At 72.8% G+C, this 15,148-nt stretch carries 13 protein-coding genes and 5 tRNA genes; 7 read left to right on the forward strand and 11 right to left on the reverse strand.

Translation table 11 applies throughout. The features are described from left to right. Positions 1–16: 16 nt before the first annotated feature. Positions 17–538 carry a DsbA family protein gene (locus tag ABZ880_RS09760; RefSeq protein ID WP_361259596.1) on the forward strand — a complete coding sequence of 174 codons (522 nt, stop codon included), beginning with the start codon at positions 17–19 and terminating at the stop codon, positions 536–538. A 30-nt stretch (positions 539–568) separates the two neighbouring features. Here ABZ880_RS09760 and ABZ880_RS09765 read toward each other — a convergent pair whose 3' ends face one another. Genes ABZ880_RS09765 through ABZ880_RS09775 form a run of 3 tightly spaced genes read right to left on the reverse strand, consistent with a single transcriptional unit; the run spans position 569 to position 3,311 of the window. Continuing rightward, the gene (locus ABZ880_RS09765) at positions 569–1,393 is read right to left on the reverse strand and encodes a GNAT family N-acetyltransferase (RefSeq protein WP_361259597.1); all 825 of its coding nucleotides are present in this window, start codon (positions 1,391–1,393) and stop codon (positions 569–571) included. A gap of 53 nt (positions 1,394–1,446) precedes the next feature. Next, positions 1,447–2,268, reverse strand: coding sequence for an aminodeoxychorismate lyase (locus ABZ880_RS09770; RefSeq protein ID WP_361259598.1), 822 nt, complete (start codon positions 2,266–2,268; stop codon positions 1,447–1,449). Next, a complete protein-coding gene (locus tag ABZ880_RS09775) occupies positions 2,265–3,311 on the reverse strand; it encodes a chorismate-binding protein (RefSeq protein ID WP_361259600.1) in 1,047 nt (348 codons plus the stop codon). Before ABZ880_RS09775 ends, ABZ880_RS09770 begins: the two co-directional genes overlap by 4 nt. 178 nt (positions 3,312–3,489) lie before the next feature. On the opposite strand from ABZ880_RS09775, the gene ABZ880_RS09780 reads away from it, so the two are divergent. The 5 genes from ABZ880_RS09780 to ABZ880_RS09800 all read left to right on the forward strand — a co-directional run bounded on the left by ABZ880_RS09780 (position 3,490) and on the right by ABZ880_RS09800 (position 3,962). Further along, positions 3,490–3,562: transfer RNA gene (locus ABZ880_RS09780), tRNA-Gly, on the forward strand. 39 nt (positions 3,563–3,601) lie between these two features. Further along, a tRNA-Cys gene (locus ABZ880_RS09785) sits at positions 3,602–3,675 on the forward strand. Between the two features lies 1 nt (position 3,676). After that, positions 3,677–3,748, forward strand: a tRNA-Val gene (locus ABZ880_RS09790). Positions 3,749–3,784: 36 nt separating this feature from the next. After that, positions 3,785–3,856: transfer RNA gene (locus ABZ880_RS09795), tRNA-Val, on the forward strand. Between the two features lie 34 nt (positions 3,857–3,890). After that, positions 3,891–3,962: transfer RNA gene (locus ABZ880_RS09800), tRNA-Val, on the forward strand. Between the two features lie 49 nt (positions 3,963–4,011). On the opposite strand, the gene ABZ880_RS09805 is transcribed toward ABZ880_RS09800, so the two are convergent. The 4 genes from ABZ880_RS09805 to ABZ880_RS09820 form a co-directional block, all read right to left on the reverse strand. Next, positions 4,012–4,314 carry a zf-TFIIB domain-containing protein gene (locus ABZ880_RS09805; protein ID WP_361259601.1) on the reverse strand — a complete coding sequence of 101 codons (303 nt, stop codon included), beginning with the start codon at positions 4,312–4,314 and terminating at the stop codon, positions 4,012–4,014. Between the two features lie 80 nt (positions 4,315–4,394). Further along, complete coding sequence (locus ABZ880_RS09810) at positions 4,395–5,339, reverse strand: aminoglycoside phosphotransferase family protein (RefSeq protein ID WP_361259603.1); 945 nt, start codon at positions 5,337–5,339, stop codon at positions 4,395–4,397. 557 nt (positions 5,340–5,896) lie between these two features. Then, on the reverse strand, positions 5,897–6,094 hold the full coding sequence (locus ABZ880_RS09815; RefSeq protein WP_361259605.1) for a hypothetical protein: 198 nt from the start codon (positions 6,092–6,094) through the stop codon (positions 5,897–5,899). Positions 6,095–6,292: 198 nt separating this feature from the next. Continuing rightward, positions 6,293–6,568 carry a hypothetical protein gene (locus tag ABZ880_RS09820; RefSeq protein ID WP_133044924.1) on the reverse strand — a complete coding sequence of 92 codons (276 nt, stop codon included), beginning with the start codon at positions 6,566–6,568 and terminating at the stop codon, positions 6,293–6,295. A 196-nt stretch (positions 6,569–6,764) separates the two neighbouring features. On the opposite strand from ABZ880_RS09820, the gene ABZ880_RS09825 reads away from it, so the two are divergent. Next, on the forward strand, positions 6,765–8,186 hold the full coding sequence (locus ABZ880_RS09825; protein ID WP_361259947.1) for a protein kinase: 1,422 nt from the start codon (positions 6,765–6,767) through the stop codon (positions 8,184–8,186). A gap of 19 nt (positions 8,187–8,205) precedes the next feature. Here ABZ880_RS09825 and ABZ880_RS09830 read toward each other — a convergent pair whose 3' ends face one another. The 4 genes from ABZ880_RS09830 to cobT form a co-directional block, all read right to left on the reverse strand. Then, a complete protein-coding gene (locus ABZ880_RS09830; protein WP_361259607.1) occupies positions 8,206–8,598 on the reverse strand; it encodes an NUDIX domain-containing protein in 393 nt (130 codons plus the stop codon). 4 nt (positions 8,599–8,602) lie between these two features. After that, positions 8,603–9,421 (reverse strand): RNA methyltransferase, encoded by an 819-nt coding sequence (locus tag ABZ880_RS09835; protein WP_361259608.1) that lies wholly within the window; start codon positions 9,419–9,421, stop codon positions 8,603–8,605. A gap of 64 nt (positions 9,422–9,485) precedes the next feature. Further along, positions 9,486–10,718, reverse strand: a complete 1,233-nt coding sequence (gene cobA, locus ABZ880_RS09840) for a uroporphyrinogen-III C-methyltransferase (protein WP_361259610.1) — start codon at positions 10,716–10,718, stop codon at positions 9,486–9,488. Positions 10,719–10,857: 139 nt separating this feature from the next. Next, positions 10,858–15,078 carry a nicotinate-nucleotide--dimethylbenzimidazole phosphoribosyltransferase gene (cobT, locus tag ABZ880_RS09845; RefSeq protein ID WP_361259612.1) on the reverse strand — a complete coding sequence of 1,407 codons (4,221 nt, stop codon included), beginning with the start codon at positions 15,076–15,078 and terminating at the stop codon, positions 10,858–10,860. Positions 15,079–15,148 lie beyond the last annotated feature (70 nt).

Below are 15,148 nucleotides of genomic sequence, written 5' to 3' on the forward strand. Positions count from 1 at the left end.
CTGGGAGACTGTGCACATGAGCGACTCCTCCCCCGTTTCTCCCGCCGCGCCCGTTCTCGACGTCTGGTGCGAACTCCAGTGCCCGGACTGCCGGAGCGCCCTGGAGGACCTCCGCGCCCTGCGCGCCCGCTACGGCGACCGGCTGGAGCTGCGGCTGCGGCACTTCCCGCTGGAGAAGCACAAGCACTCCTTCGCCGCCGCGCAGGCCACCGAGGAGGCTCTGGAGCAGGGGAAGGGCTGGGAGTACGTCGAGGCCGTGCTGGGGCGGGTCGAGGAGCTGGACCGCAAGGGAGAACCCTTCCTGGTCGAGGTGGCCGGTGAACTCGGTCTCGACGCCGAGGAGTTCGACACCGCACTGATCGACGGCCGGCACATCCTGATCGTCGACGCGGACCAGGCCGAGGGCAAGGCGATCGGCGTGACCGGTACGCCCACGTATGTCATCGGCGGGGAGCGGCTGGACGGCAGCAAGAGCCAGGAGGGGCTGCGGGAACGGATCGAGGAGATCGCGGACCGGCTGCTCGCCCAAGAGGCCTGAGCCTCGGAGCAGTTCTCTCGGAGCAGTTGCTCAGAGCAGCTCTTTGGCCAGGTTGTACTGGATGGTCTCGTAGCCGAGTGACTCATAGAGCCGCTCGGCCGGGGCGTTGTCGGCGAAGACGTGCAGGGTGATGCGGTCCTTGCCGCCGGCGACCGCCTGGGCCTCGGCCAGCAGCATCAGTGCCCGTCCGTGACCGCGGCCGCGGTACGCGTCATCGGCCTCGACATCGAGCACGTAGGCCGTCTCGGGCCACAATCCCAGCCACAGCGTGCCGACCGGCGTCCCCTCGTGCTCCAGCACGCTGATCAGGGTGTTCTCGGTGGCCAGGCCGTCCGGCAGAAACCTGGCGTGCCCCGCGTCCGCCCTGGTGTACGCCTCCTCGGCGGGCACGCCCCGTTCGATCATGCTCCGGGCGAAATGCTCGCGCTCGTGCGCCGTCCACGGGCCGTACTCGGCCTCGGTCATGGGCCGGGCCGTGCTGCCGGCGGGGAGTTCGGGCGGGGTCGCATCGAGCCGCTTCGCCATGTTCCGGCTTCGCAGGACGTACCCGAGCGCCGTCGCGAGGCGCAGCGCGGTCTCGGCGTCGCCGGGCACGGGCGCCTCGATGCGCTTGCAGCCCCAGCTCCGCGCGATCTCCTCCGCGGCGAGCGCGGCCACGGTGCCGCGACCCCGCCTGCGGTCGGACTCCTCGATGCGCAGGTCCGAGACACGGGCCACGTTCGGCCCGGACTCGGGGACGGTGGAGAGGCGTATACCGCCCACGGGACGGCTGTTCACGCACACCTGGTAGCGGCGTGACTGCGCCCCGTCGGCGGTTCGCTGGAGCGGCTCGGTGGGCCGCAGGGTCGTGGTCATCAGGGGAGTTCTACCCGCCGCGCCGACCCTCGTCAGCCCATTTTCCCGGGCTCTTACGGATCCAGGTCGTGCCCGGACCGCTCGTCGAAGATCCGCACGGCCTTGGCGGTCACCGGGCCCGGTGCGCCGGGCAGTTCACGGTCGTCGACGCGGTGCACGGCCTGGATGTCGCGCAGGCTGGAGGTGAGGAAGACCTCGTCGGCCCGCTCGAGGACGTCCAGCGGGAGGTCGGTCTCCTTGGCGCCGGTCCACTCGACGGTCAGCGCGCGCGTGATGCCCGCGAGGCAGCCGGAGGCGACCGGCGGGGTGTGGATCTCGCCGTCGAGGACGACGAAGACGTTCGACCCGGTGCCCTCGCAGAGCTGTCCGACGGTGTTCGCGAACAGGGCTTCCGATGCGCCGTGTTGGTGGGCGCGGGCGAGGGCCACGACGTTCTCGGCGTACGAGGTGGTCTTCAGGCCGGTGAGGGCGCCGCGCTCGTTGCGGGTCCACGGGACCGTGATCACGGCCGTGGAGTCGGGGCGCCGGGTGGTCTCGCCGAGGGCGACGACGAGGGTCGGGCCGTGCTCGCCGCGGTCGGAGCCGAGGGGGCCGTGGCCGCCGGTGTAGGTGATGCGCAGGCGCCCGAGCGGCAGGGGGTTGGCCTCGATGACGGCGGCGCACGCACGGCGGATCTCGTCGTGGTCGGGGTCGGGCAGGCCGAGGCCGCGTGCGGAGCGGGTCAGCCGGTCGAGGTGCCGGGTGAGCGCGAACGTCCTGCCGTCCACCGCCTTCACCGTCTCGAAGATGCCGTCGCCCACGGTCAGCCCGTGGTCGAAGACGGAGACGCGGGCGGACTCGATGTCCTGCAGCCCGCCGTCGAGCCAGATCTTCACGTCGTGATTCCCTCTCCGGTCACCGCATATGTCCCCGACGCTACCGCGAGCAGTCGGGCCGCCTTCAATTCGGTCTCCCGCCACTCCGCCTCGGGGTCGGAGCCCCAGGTGATGCCGGCGCCCGTACCGAAGCGCAGCACCCCTTCGGCCCGGTCGATCCAGAAGGTACGGATGCCGACGGCCAGCTCACCGGTTCCGCGGTCGGCGTCGACCCAGCCGATGCCACCGCAGTACGGGCCGCGGGGCGCGGTCTCCAGTGCGTCGATGATCCGCAGAGCGCTGGACTTGGGCGCGCCGGTGACCGAGCCGGGCGGGAAGGTCGCGTCGAGCAACTCCGGCCAGCCGGCCTCCTCGCGCAGCTCGCCGCGGACCGTGGAGACGAGGTGCACGAGACCCGGGTGCTTCTCGACCGCGCACAGGTCGGGGACGGTGACGCTGCCGGTGGCGCAGACACGCCCGATGTCGTTGCGGACCAGGTCCACGATCATCACGTTCTCGGCGTAGTCCTTCTCGAGCAGGTCCGCCTCGGTGCGTCCGGTCCCCTTGATCGGCCCGGACTCGACGACGCGGCCGGAGCGCCGGAGGAAGAGCTCGGGCGAGGCCGTGGCTATCTCGACCCCGTGCCCGGGCAGGCGGATCGTTCCTGCGTACGGCGCCGGGTTGCCGCGGGCCAGCAGTGCCGTCAGGGCGTCCACGTCGGCGTCGGGCGCCACGGGCGCGGAGAGCACCCGGCAGAGGTTCGCCTGGTACACCTCGCCGGCCGCGATGTGCTCCCGGATCCGCCGCACGCCGGCCGTGTACGCGGCACGGTCGAGGGAGGACGTCCAGTCACCGGCCTCGGGTCCCCGCCACTCCCCCGGCACCGGGGCGGGCACGCGTTCCTCTCGTACGTCCTCGAAGCGGGCGCAGGTCAGGCGGCCCTCGAAGTCCGCGACCACGGCCCAGAAACCGGTCGAGTCGAGAGCCGCGGGATCGCTGGTGACGTCGCGGAGCCCGGTGGCGACGCGGGTGCCGAAACGGGCGAGAGGAGGGAGGTCGAGCACGCAGTCGAGTCTATGGCCGGTGTCCGAAAGGTGGCGTCGGCATGTCCCTGTGGATGCGCTGGCCACGCCCGTGAGCAGGCGCAGCGCAGCACGCTGCGCAAACGCGTTTTTGTGCTGGCCCCGGAATCCGCTAGAGTTCAACTCGTCGCCGGGCCGCGGGAGCGGACCGAAACGACAAGCGGACGTAGCTCAGTTGGTAGAGCGCAACCTTGCCAAGGTTGAGGTCGCGAGTTCGAGCCTCGTCGTCCGCTCGATGGAAACAGGGGATCTTCCCGAACCCCTGCACTCCTGGTGGAGTGGCCGAGAGGCGAGGCAACGGCCTGCAAAGCCGTCTACACGGGTTCAAATCCCGTCTCCACCTCCAAGGACGATTAGCTCAGCGGGAGAGCGCTTCCCTGACACGGAAGAGGTCACTGGTTCAATCCCAGTATCGTCCACTGGATCTTCCAGCACGTACGGCAAGATCCGCACCCGCGCGATTAGCTCAGCGGGAGAGCGCTTCCCTGACACGGAAGAGGTCACTGGTTCAATCCCAGTATCGCGCACGCAGCACCCACGGCCTGCGGGTTGTGGTCCCGAGGACGATTAGCTCAGCGGGAGAGCGCTTCCCTGACACGGAAGAGGTCACTGGTTCAATCCCAGTATCGTCCACACACCGAAGCCCCCGGCCCTGCGGCCGGGGGCTTCCTCGTGGTTCCGGTCAGCTGGAGAAGAGCATGTGGCCGAAGCTCTTGTGGCGGTGGTGACCGCCGTGGTGTCCCCCGTAGTGACCGCCGCCGTGGCCGCCGTGCGGGGCGCCCCAGGCGGGCGCGGGCGGGGCCGGGTAGGCCTGCGGGGCACCCGGGGGCGGCGGGGCGGGCTGCTGCCACTGGGACTCCAGGCGGGTCAGCGACTCCAGCTCGCCGTAGTCGAGAAAGATCCCGCGGCAGCCGCTGCACTGCTCGATCTGGACGCCGTTGCGGTTGTACGTGTGCATCGGCGCATGACACTTCGGACACTGCATGGTCGGCTCAACTCCTCGCCGGTCGGTCCTGCTTCGCGTTTCGCCAGGACAGACTCTGTCAGGGTGCGGTCGGTTGCACCCTACTTCGCGAATTCCGGGCCCAACTCCGGTGGGAGGGACCCGATTCGGGCACATGCGCCGATCATGGACAGTTCGACCTCGTCGAGGGGGCGGTCCTCCGCCACGGCCTTGGCGATCGCGCGGGCGGCGGTCTGCACGGTGAGGGCGCGGGCCGGGATGTCCAGGGCGGGCCACGGGTCGCCGTCGGCGGGGACGGCCGGGCCGCCGGCTGCGCGGTAGGCGGTCAGGAAGCGGGTCCACTCGTCGGGTGGGAGGAGGCCGCAGGCGTACCAGGCCGCCGGGCGGGCGAGGTCCCAGGCCGGGATGCCGGTGCCGAGGTCGTCGACGTCTATGAGGAGCCAGGGGCCGTCGGGGGTGGGGTGGCGGACCAGCTGGCCGAGGTGGAGGTCGCCGTGGCACAGGGTGGTCGTGTCCGGCATCGGTGTCTCGGCTCGGGCCCAGGCGGGGAGCGTTTTCCAGGCGCGCAGGACTGGCGGTACGGCGGGGTGGGAGCCGGCTGTTTCGAGGCGGGCGACGGCTCGGGCCGCCTTGGCCGGGCCGCGCATGGGGGGCAGGGCGGTCGGGAGGGTCGGGAGAGGGGTGTTGTGGAGGCGGGCGAGGAGGGTGGCTGCGGCTTCCCAGGGGGCGGCGTCGGGGTTTTCCGGGTCTACGGGGGTGCCGTAGGGCCAGAACGTCACGAGGCGGCCGTGCAGGTCTACGGGGGCCTGGGTGATCGGGGGCAGGAGGATGCCGGGGAGGTGGGTGGCGGTGGTGAGGCGGGAGGTGAGGTCGGTGGGGGGTGTGTCGGGGGCGTGGGCCTTGGCGACCGTGTTCGCGTGGCGGACGACCGTGGCGTCGGGGCGGTCGGCGAGGGTGGCTGCTCCGCAGGGGCACGTGGATGTGCGGGCGTGTGCCGTGGCCTTGGCTCGGGCGGTGAGGTCGGAGAGCAAGGGGGTGGCGGTCACGGGGGCTCCCTGCGGGCGGGGTGGGTCTGGTTGAGGGTACGGGGGGGGTGGGTGCGGCGGGGTGGTGCCGGGCCGTGGGGAGTTTCTCGCCCCCGCCGCCCCTACCCGTCCATCCCCAGAGGCTCCGCCCCTTCGACCCCGCCAGGAGCTCCGCCCCTCGCGGCACTGCGTCCCTGCACCCTGCCGGGGCTCCGCCCCGGACCCCGTTCGGCCCTGAAGGGGCCTCGTCCTCACACGCCGGACGGGCTGGAAGTGCGGGTGGGTTGGGGATGGCAACGGCCTCATCCTCGAACGCCAGAAGGGTCGAAGTGACCGGCGGTGATCAAGCGGGCCCTCGGGGGGGATGGCAGCGGTCGCGTCCTCGAGCGCCCGACGGGCCGGTGGCCGCCGGTCGGAGTCGAGGGTTCCGGTGCTGTTGCGCGGTTCCGGGCAAAGCAATGCCGGCGCAGCTCCCCAGCTGCGCCGGCATTTTTGCCGTCCGCCGCACCCCCGTCCCCACGGGGTTTCATGGGTGGATGTCCCCGCCCGGACCGCTCTTCCGGGCCTGGGGTCGCCGCTCAGCGCCCCAGCATCACGCCCACGGACGACGCCTGTGTGGCCACTGTCTCCCAGCCGTCGAAGACGAAGAAGAGCAGGGCCGCCAGGGGAAGGGCCATGAGTGTCGCCACCAGGGGGTGGCGGCGGCCTGTGCGGCGGGGGCGGAGCGTGATGCGCTCCTGGGTGCGGATCAGTGTCCGCGGTGCCGTTAGGGCCATGGTCCCTCTCCTGACCGTTCTCAGTTGTCGTTGGCAGCGGCGGGTGTCTGACCTCGGGGGACGAGTGCTGCACCCGCCGCTTGACCTCAAATCTAGGCTTCGGACGCTCTGCGCACGTCATGCCCTCGTACCGATTGCCGGGCCTCCCGGAGGATGAGCCACCGGCCTGGGAGTACTCCCCTGGGTGGAGACGAAGACCTAGGTCTCAGGGTCTTCCCCGAGGGGGCGCCCGCTGTGTACCGGCTTTTCCGAGCTGTCCTCCCTCGGTACCGGCTGCTCGACCAGGGCCAGGACCCGGTTCGCCATGAAGCGGGCCGTGCGGACCACGGAGCCGTTGCGGGTGACTTCGCTCACTTCCACGACACCTCGGCGTACCGCCGTCTCCACCCGGCGTCCCGCTCTGCTCGCCACCACCTCGTACGTGCGGGTCGTGTCCCCCGCGTCCACGACTATCTCCACGCGATCACCCTTCACGGGTTCAATCCCCCTTCTGCGATGGGTGGTTGGGAGCACGGGTGAGGTGAAGTCCGGCTGTTCGCGCGCTCCCTGACCACCCCTCAAGTCTCCCACCCGGCACTGACAATCGATCTGGGCGAGAGGGCGCGGCCTCTGCGCGCGGGCGGCCGTGGAAACGTAAGCTGTGCCACGTCACACGGACCGGGCAGCGGGGATGAACATGGCGATGATGCGCCTGAGGCGCGAGGACCCGCGCGTCGTCGGCTCGTTCAGGCTTCACAGACGGCTCGGCGCGGGTGGAATGGGCGTTGTGTACCTGGGCTCCGACAAGAAGGGGCAGCGGGTCGCCCTCAAGGTCATCCGGCCGGATCTGGCGGAGGACCAGGAGTTCCGGTCACGGTTCGCGCGTGAAGTCTCCGCCGCACGGCGGATCAGGGGCGGGTGCACGGCTCGGCTCGTCGCCGCCGACCTGGAAGCGGATCGGCCGTGGTTCGCCACCCAGTACGTGCCCGGGCCCTCGTTGCACGACAAGGTCGCCGACGAGGGGCCGCTGAGCGCGGCCGATGTCGCGGCCGTAGGGGCCGCCCTGTCGGAGGGGCTCGTAGCGGTCCACGAGGCCGGTGTCGTGCACCGGGATCTCAAGCCGTCCAACATCCTGCTGTCCCCCAAGGGGCCGCGGATCATCGACTTCGGTATCGCCTGGGCGACCGGGGCGTCCACCCTGACGCATGTCGGAACGGCCGTCGGTTCGCCCGGCTTCCTCGCGCCGGAGCAGGTGCGCGGTGCCGCCGTCACGCCGGCCACGGACGTGTTCTCGCTGGGGGCGACCCTGGCGTACGCCTCGATGGGGGACTCGCCCTTCGGGCACGGCAGTTCCGAGGTGATGCTCTACCGCGTGGTGCACGAGGAGGCGCAGCTGCACGGCGTTCCCGACGCCCTGGCTCCGCTGGTGCGCGCGTGCCTCGCGAAGGACCCCGAGGAGCGGCCCAGCACGCTCCAACTGTCGCTGCGTCTCAAGGAGATCGCCGCCCGCGAGACGCAGGGTCTGGCGGATGTACGTCCGCCCGCGCCCCGTAGCGCAGAGGCGGACCGGCCCACCGGGCGGCTCGCCGACACCTACCCGGAGCTGCAGCGCCAGGAACTGCGCGAGCAGCGGCGGCCGCAGGGGAACCCGCCGCCGCGGGGTACCTCGTCGCGCGGTCCCGCTTCGCCCCGGGGTCCGGTGCCTTCGCGAGGCGGTGGTGCGCCACGGGGCGGTGCGATCCCGCCGTCAAGGAACGCCGGGGCCTCGTCCTCGCGCTCCGGGGCCCGGCCCGTGCCCCCCTCGCGCAACACGGGCCGCTCGGCCAGCGGCAGCCGGCCCGCTCCCCGCAGCGCTGCAGGGCGTCCCGGCCCCCGGCCCACGGGGACCGGGCGACGGCCGGCCAATCCGCGGCTGCTGCGCCAGCGGCTGTTCGTCTTCGTCGTCGTGACGCTGCTCGTGGCGCTCGGCATCGCCGCGGCCCAGGGCTGCCAGGGGCCGCCGCGGGGGCTCGGCGACGACCGTGACGTCGTACGGAAGCAGTCGTCTCAGGAGCAGGTGGACGGGCAGTCGGGGCGTGCGCCGGTGGACCTGCCCGTCATGTCCGAGCGGTAGGGAGTCGCCGTCAGCGGCGTCAGAGGTTCGGCAGGATTCGTTCGAAGAACTCTCGGTCGCCTTCGAAGACCGGGGTGAGTGCGAGGAATTCCTCCGGCGTGACCCAGCGGGTGTCGGCGACCTCCCCAGGGTCGGGGATCACCTCGCCGTCGGTCGCGTCCGCCGTCCACCAGTGGAGGCGGAAGTGGCCGTCGTCGGTCTCCGACTCCCAGACCTTGGTGTCCGGGGTGACCGTGAGACCTACCTCCTCGTGGACCTCGCGGACCAGGGCTTCCTGCTGCGTCTCCCCCGGTTCGACCTTGCCGCTGAGGGGCTGCCAGTAGCCGGGGCGGGCGACGGCCGGGCCGCGGCGGATCGCCAGCACCCGGTCCCCACGGCGCAGGACCGCGACGATCGCCTCTCGCCGGGACAAGGCGCTACCCCTGCGGGCGGCCCGTCGCCACCGCGTAGAAGGCGACCGCCGCGGCCGCGCCCACATTGAGGGAGTCGACGCCGTGGGACATGGGGATGCGGACCCATTCGTCGGCGGCGACCAGGGCCTGGGTGGACAGGCCGTCGCCCTCGGCGCCCAGCATCAGGGCCACGCGGTCCATCTTGTGCGGGGCGGCCTCGTCGAGGGACCTGGCCTTCTCGTCGGGGGTGAGCGCGAGGAGCGTGAAGCCTGCCTCGCGGACCGACTCCAGGCCCTTGGGCCAGGTGTCGAGGCGGGCGTAGGGGACGGAGAAGACCGCGCCCATGGAGACCTTGACGCTGCGGCGGTAGAGCGGGTCGGCGCAGTCGGGCGAGAGCAGGACCGCGTCCATGCCCAGCGCCGCGGCCGAGCGGAAGATCGCGCCGATGTTGGTGTGGTCGTTGACCGACTCCATGACGACGACCCGGTGGGTGGTCTGGAGGAGTTCGGCCGCCGTCGGCAGCGGCTTGCGCTGCATGGAGGCGAGCGCGCCTCGGTGCACGTGGTAGCCGGTGACCTGTTCGGCGAGCTCCGGGCTGACCGCGTAGACGGGGGCCGGGAGCTCGTCGATGACGTCGCGCATGACGTCGACCCACTTGGCGGACAGCAGCATCGAGCGCATCTCGTACCCGGCGTCCTTCGCCCGGCGGATGACCTTCTCGCCCTCGGCGATGAACAGGCCCTCGGCCGGTTCGCGCTTGCGGCGCAACTCGACGTCGGTCAGGCCCGTGTAGTCGCGCAGGCGCGGGTCGTCGGGATCCTCAACGGTGATGAGATCGGCCACAGGGTGATACTGCCTTGTCCTGGGTGCGGTGCCAACGGCTGGGAACGAGTTGGGTTACCCGCGGTTACGCGGATGCCTGCGAGCCTACGTTGACGACCTCGCCGATGACGATCACCGCCGGCGGCCTGACCTCCTGCGCACGGACCGCCTCGCCGACCGTCGCCAGGGTCGCGTCGACGCGGCGCTGGGCGGCCGTGGTGCCCTCCTGGACCAGGGCGACGGGGGTGTCGGCGGGCTTGCCGTGCGCGACGAGCGTCTCGGCGATCTTTCCGATCTTGTCGACGCCCATCAGGATCACGAGGGTGCCGGTGAGCCGGGCCAGGGACGGCCAGTCGACCAGGGAGCGTTCGTCGTCGGGGGCGACATGGCCGCTGACCACCGTGAACTCGTGGGCGACGCCGCGGTGGGTGACGGGGATGCCGGCCGCGCCCGGGACCGAGATCGAGCTGGAGATGCCGGGGACGACGGTGCACGGGATTCCGGCCTCGGCGAGGGCGTGCAGCTCCTCCATGCCACGGCCGAAGACATAGGGGTCCCCGCCCTTGAGCCGTACGACCGACTTGCCCTGCTTTGCATGCTCGATCAGGGCGTTGTTGATGGCCTCCTGGGCCATGAAGCGGCCGTACGGGATCTTCGCCGCGTCGATCACCTCGACGTGCGGCGGGAGTTCCGCGAGGAGGTCGCGCGGGCCGAGGCGGTCGGCGATGACGACGTCGGCCTCGGCGAGCAGACGGCGGCCGCGGACGGTGATGAGGTCCGGGTCGCCCGGGCCGCCGCCCACGAGGGCGACGCCGGGCGTGCGGGTGCGGTGGTGGGGGGCGACGAGGGTGCCGTCGCGCAGGCCCTCGACGACCGCGTCGCGGATGGCGGCGGTGTGGCGGGGGTCGCGGCCACGGGCCTCGGTGGTCAGGACGGCGACCGTGACGCCCTCGCTGTGGCCGGTCGCCGGGGTCCAGGCCGTGGCGGCATCCGCGTCGTCGGAGCGGACGCACCAGACGCGGTGCGCCTCTGCCTCGGCGGATGCAGCGGCGTTGGCCTCGGGATCGCTGGTGGCGATCAGGGCGTACCAGGCGTCCGCGAGGTCTCCCTCGGCGTACGAACGCTTCTGCCAGGTGATCTCGCCCGCGTCCGCCATGGCTTCCACGGAGGGGGTGGCCTCGGGCGATACGAGGAGAACGTCCGCGCCTGCGGCGATCAGGGCCGGGAGGCGGCGCTGGGCCACCTGGCCGCCGCCGAGGACGACCACTTTGCGGCCGGTGAGGCGGAGGCCTACGGGGTAGGCGGGGTGTTCGGCCATGAGGTGCGGCTCCTCGTCCTGGCAATGCGATGGGTGCTACGGCGCTGGAGCAGCCCTGACGTGCGGATTTTAAAGACGGGTTCAGCGTACGGCCGGGGTGGGGTGCACGCAGGAGCGCGTACCCCACCCCGGTTCGGGGTCACTTCTCGGTGACGCCGGCCGAGTCGAAGGTCGCCACCTCGTGCATGGCCCGGGCCGTGCTCTGCACCAGCGGCAGAGCGAGGAGGGCGCCCGTGCCCTCGCCGAGGCGGAGGTCGAGGTCGACCAGGGGGCGCAGGCCCAGCTTGTTGAGGGCGGCCACATGGCCGGGCTCGGCGCTGCGGTGGCCCGCGATGCAGGCCGCGAGGACCTCGGGGGCGATGGCGCGGGCGACCAGGGCGGCGGCACCCGCGCTGACGCCGTCCAGGATCACCGGAGTGCGGAGGGAGGCGCCGCCCAGCAGGAGGCCCACCATCGCCGCGTGTTCGAAGCCGCCGATCGCGGCGAGTACGCCGACGGGGTCGGCCGGGTCCGGCTGGTGGAGCTCGATGGCACGGCGGACGACCTCGGTCTTGCGGGCCAGGGTCTCGTCGTTGATGCCGGTGCCGCGGCCGGTGACCTCGGCGGGGTCGGTGTCCGTGTAGACCGAGATCAGCGCGGCGGACGCGGTGGTGTTCGCGATGCCCATCTCGCCGGTGAGCAGCGCCTTGTTGCCGGCCGCGACCAGGTCACGGGCCGTCTCGATGCCGACCTCGATGGCCTGCTTGGCCTCCTCGCGGGTCATCGCGGGGCCGGTGGTCATGTCGGAGGTGCCCGCGCGGACCTTGCGGGGCAGGAGGCCGGGGGTGGCCGGGAGGTCGGACGCCACGCCGACGTCCACCACGCAGACCTCGGCGCCCACCTGGCCGGCGAAGGCGTTGCAGACCGCGCCGCCGCCGAGGAAGTTGGCGACCATCTGGGCCGTCACCTCCTGCGGCCAGGGGGTCACGCCCTGGGCGTGCACGCCGTGGTCGCCCGCGAAGATCGCAACGGCCGCGGGCTCCGGGATCGGCGGCGGGCACTGGCGCGAGAGCCCGGACAGCTGCGCGGAGATGATCTCCAGCATGCCGAGCGCGCCGGCCGGCTTCGTCATCCGCTTCTGCCGCTCCCAGGCCTCGCCGAGCGCCTTGGCGTCCAGCGGGCGGATCTGGGCGACGGTCTCGGCGAGCAGGTCGTGCGGCTCCTCGCCGGGCAGGGCACGACGGCCGTACGTCTCCTCGTGCACGACCCACGACAGCGGGCGGCGCTTGGACCAGCCGGCCTGCATCAGCTCGGGCTCGTCCGGGAACTCGTCGACGTAGCCCACGCACAGGTAGGCGATCACTTCGAGGTGCTCGGGCAGCCCCAGCGCACGGACCATCTCGCGCTCGTCGAAGAAGCTGACCCAGCCGACACCGAGGCCCTCGGCGCGTGCGGCGAGCCAGAGGTTCTCGACGGCCAGCGCGGCCGAGTAGGGCGCCATCTGCGGCTGCGTGTGGCGGCCGAGGGTGTGGCGGCCGCCACGGGTCGGGTCGGCGGTGACGACGATGTTCACCGGGGTGTCGAGGATGGCCTCGATCTTCAGTTCCTTGAACTGCTTCGCCCGGCCCTTGGGAAGGGACTTGGCGTAGGCGTCGCGCTGGCGCATGGCCAGTTCGTGCATGCTGCGCCGGGTGTCGGCGGAGCGGATGACGACGAAGTCCCACGGCTGCGAGTGGCCGACGGACGGGGCCGTGTGCGCGGCCTCCAGGACACGGAGCAGCACCTCGTGCGGGATGGGGTCGCTGCGGAAGCCGTTGCGGATGTCCCGGCGCTCGCGCATGACCTTCATGACGGCCTCGCGCTCGGCGTCGTCGTAGGCGGGCGCGGCCGGACCGGTGGACTGTCGCACTTCTTCCACTGCGGCCGTGCTCTCTTCTTCCTGGTCGGCGACCCGGGTGTCCAGGTCCTCCGCGTGCTGTACGAGTTCGGTGTCGGCCTGACGGGGGCCGGGGACCACCGCGACCGGCTGCGGCGCCGACGCTTCCTCCGCGGGCACCGTGAACGCGTGCGGCGGGGTCGGGGCGAGGTGCGGGGTGGTCGGCACGGAGCCCTCGACGGGGACGAACTCGCCCAGGGGGGCTTCGTCTTGGGGGTGCTGGGCTGGAAGGCCCGGGTCCGTGAGCGGCGTCTCGCCGACCTCTGCGAACTGGGGCTGCTCGGCGGAGTCCTGCGGGACGGTGGGGCCGAGGTCCGGGGCGTCGGCGACTTCCGCGGGGAGTTCGAGGTGACGCTCGGAGGGGGGTACGGCGGTCTCGGGCGCGGGCTCGGCGGGGGTGACCACGACCGGCGGCACGGTCGGATGCGCGGTGAGGGCGGCTGCCGGGTCAGCGGCGAGGGCGGTCGGGTCCGGGGCCACGTCGGCTGCTGCGGGCAGGGGCTGCGCGGTGGCGTCCTCGGCGATCGGGGCATCGGCGGCCACGGCGAGCGGGTGCGCGTCGGGGGCCGGCTGTGCGTCCGGGGCCTCCGGGGTGGACTGCGCGACCGAGTTGAGAGGCGCGTGCTCGTCCTGGGGGGTCGGCTCGGCGTCCGTGGGCTGGAGGCCGGGGGCCGGTGCGACGGTGAGGTCCACAGCCGCCGGTGCCAGGGGGGCGTCCGCGGGAAGTGCGGTGGGGGTTGCGTCCGCAACCGCCGGGACGGGGTCGCCTTCGACGGCCTCGGGCACGGGCGCGACTACGGCCTGCTCGGCGACCTGGACGGACTCGACCTCGGCGATCTGCGCGGGCTCGACGGTGACAGCCTGGGCGGGCTCGGGGACGACGGCCTGGGCCGCATCGAGGTCGGCGACCTGGGCGACGGCGTCCGAAGTGACCGCCTCGGCGACCGGCGCGGGCTCGGGCGCGACCGTCTCGGCCGGCTGCCCGGCATCGGGCGCAGCCGTTTCGGGTGCGTTTACGATCTCGGGCGCCAAGGCCTCGGGAAGCCGGCCGTTCTCGGGCGCAACGCCTTCGACGACCTGCTCGCTCCCGGGCGCGGCGCTCTCGGCGACCTGCTCGCTCACCGGCACAGCAGCCTCGGCGAACTGCGCACCCTCGACGGCGACAGCCTCCGCGAGCTGCTCGGGCACGGCAGCCTCCGCGACCTGCGCCGCCTCGGCCTCCGTCACCCCCTCCGGGGCCTGCGGGGTCGCGGGAACCCGAGGGGCTTCCGGCACGGTCCCGGCTTCGGGAGCTGCCCCAGGCTCGTGCCCGGCCGCAACTGCATCGGCCTGCCCGCCCTCCGGTACGAACCCGGCGCCGGGCGTCGGCACGGACGCGGCGTCGTCAACCGGCCCCGCATCCGCAGCACTTGCAGGGGCAAGGCCCCGGCCGCCGTCCGCCGTAGATCCTGTGTACGGAACATGCCCGCCGTCCGCAGGCACTCCGGCGGGAGGGACGTGTCCGCCGTCCGCAGGCACCCCCGCCGGAGCGACGTGTCCGCCGTCCCCGGCCGAACCGCCGGCAACGGCATGGCCACCGTCCGCGGCCGATCCGCCGGGAGCGATGTGTGCGCCCTCCCCGGCGAAGCCGCCCGGGGCAACCTGGACGCCCTCCGCAGCAAACCCGCCCTCGACGGAACCGGCCGCCGGTGCGCCGTGCCCGCCCTCGACGGCGGACACGCCCACCGGGACCTGTCCGCTCTCCGGGCCGTACGCCGCCTGCGCACCGTACGCGGACTCAGAGGTCTGAACACCATGGGCGAAGTCGCCGTTCGGCGGCTGCGCCGGCGTCCCCGACTCCGTCGCGATGCGGGCCATGACGGCCTGGGCCGCGCCCACCGGTTCGGCGTTCGGGGCCGGAACAACCGTTTCCGCAGCCGTCACCCCGTGGCTCACCGGAGCCTGCGCCTGCGCGCCCCAGGGGACGGCGCCCTGCGGGGACATCTCACGGAGGTGCGGGGCGTCGAGGTACTCGGGGCCGACGGCCGTCGCCGGGCCGGACGGGCGTACCGGTGCGCCCGCGGGGCCGCGGTCGGCCAGCGAGCGGACCGGGCTCGCGGACGCGTCGGGGATCGGCGGGCCGAGGTGCAGCGGGCGACGCGGCGGCACGGAAGCCTGCGTCGGGTTGGGCAGACGGACACCGCCGAGATCGACCGAACCGCTGTCGCGGCCCGCCGTCTCGTGCGGGCCCGGCTCGTGGACGGCCTCGACGACCGGCTCGGGCGCGGGCGGGGCGACCTCGTTGCCCCAGGGGCTCTGCGCGCCCGGCAGCAGCAACAGGTCTTCGTCCTCGGCGGTGGTCTCGGAGAGGTAGGTGTACGCACCGTGCGCGGGGGCGCCCGGCTGCTCCACCATGCCTGCGCTCTCCGGCAGTCCCTCGCCCGGGACCTGGCCGGTGTCGGTCATGCGTACCCCTCGCCCATCGGTTAGTGCTTCTCGGTCCAGCTCACCGGGGACGGCGCACCGACCGCCCCGC

The organism is Streptomyces sp. NPDC047043, from assembly GCF_040644055.1.
Lineage (GTDB): Bacteria > Actinomycetota > Actinomycetes > Streptomycetales > Streptomycetaceae > Streptomyces.

What these genes read in the sequence shown, in the direction of transcription:
- ABZ880_RS09825 (WP_361259947.1), top strand. Translation starts at nt 6,765, where the DNA reads ATGAACATGGCGATGATGCGCCTGAGGCGCGAGGACCCGCGCGTCGTC.
- cobT (WP_361259612.1), bottom strand. Translation starts at nt 15,078, where the DNA reads ATGACCGACACCGGCCAGGTCCCGGGCGAGGGACTGCCGGAGAGCGCA.
- ABZ880_RS09805 (WP_361259601.1), bottom strand. Translation starts at nt 4,314, where the DNA reads ATGCAGTGTCCGAAGTGTCATGCGCCGATGCACACGTACAACCGCAAC.
- cobA (WP_361259610.1), bottom strand. Translation starts at nt 10,718, where the DNA reads ATGGCCGAACACCCCGCCTACCCCGTAGGCCTCCGCCTCACCGGCCGC.
- ABZ880_RS09815 (WP_361259605.1), bottom strand. Translation starts at nt 6,094, where the DNA reads ATGGCCCTAACGGCACCGCGGACACTGATCCGCACCCAGGAGCGCATC.
- ABZ880_RS09760 (WP_361259596.1), top strand. Translation starts at nt 17, where the DNA reads ATGAGCGACTCCTCCCCCGTTTCTCCCGCCGCGCCCGTTCTCGACGTC.
- ABZ880_RS09765 (WP_361259597.1), bottom strand. Translation starts at nt 1,393, where the DNA reads ATGACCACGACCCTGCGGCCCACCGAGCCGCTCCAGCGAACCGCCGAC.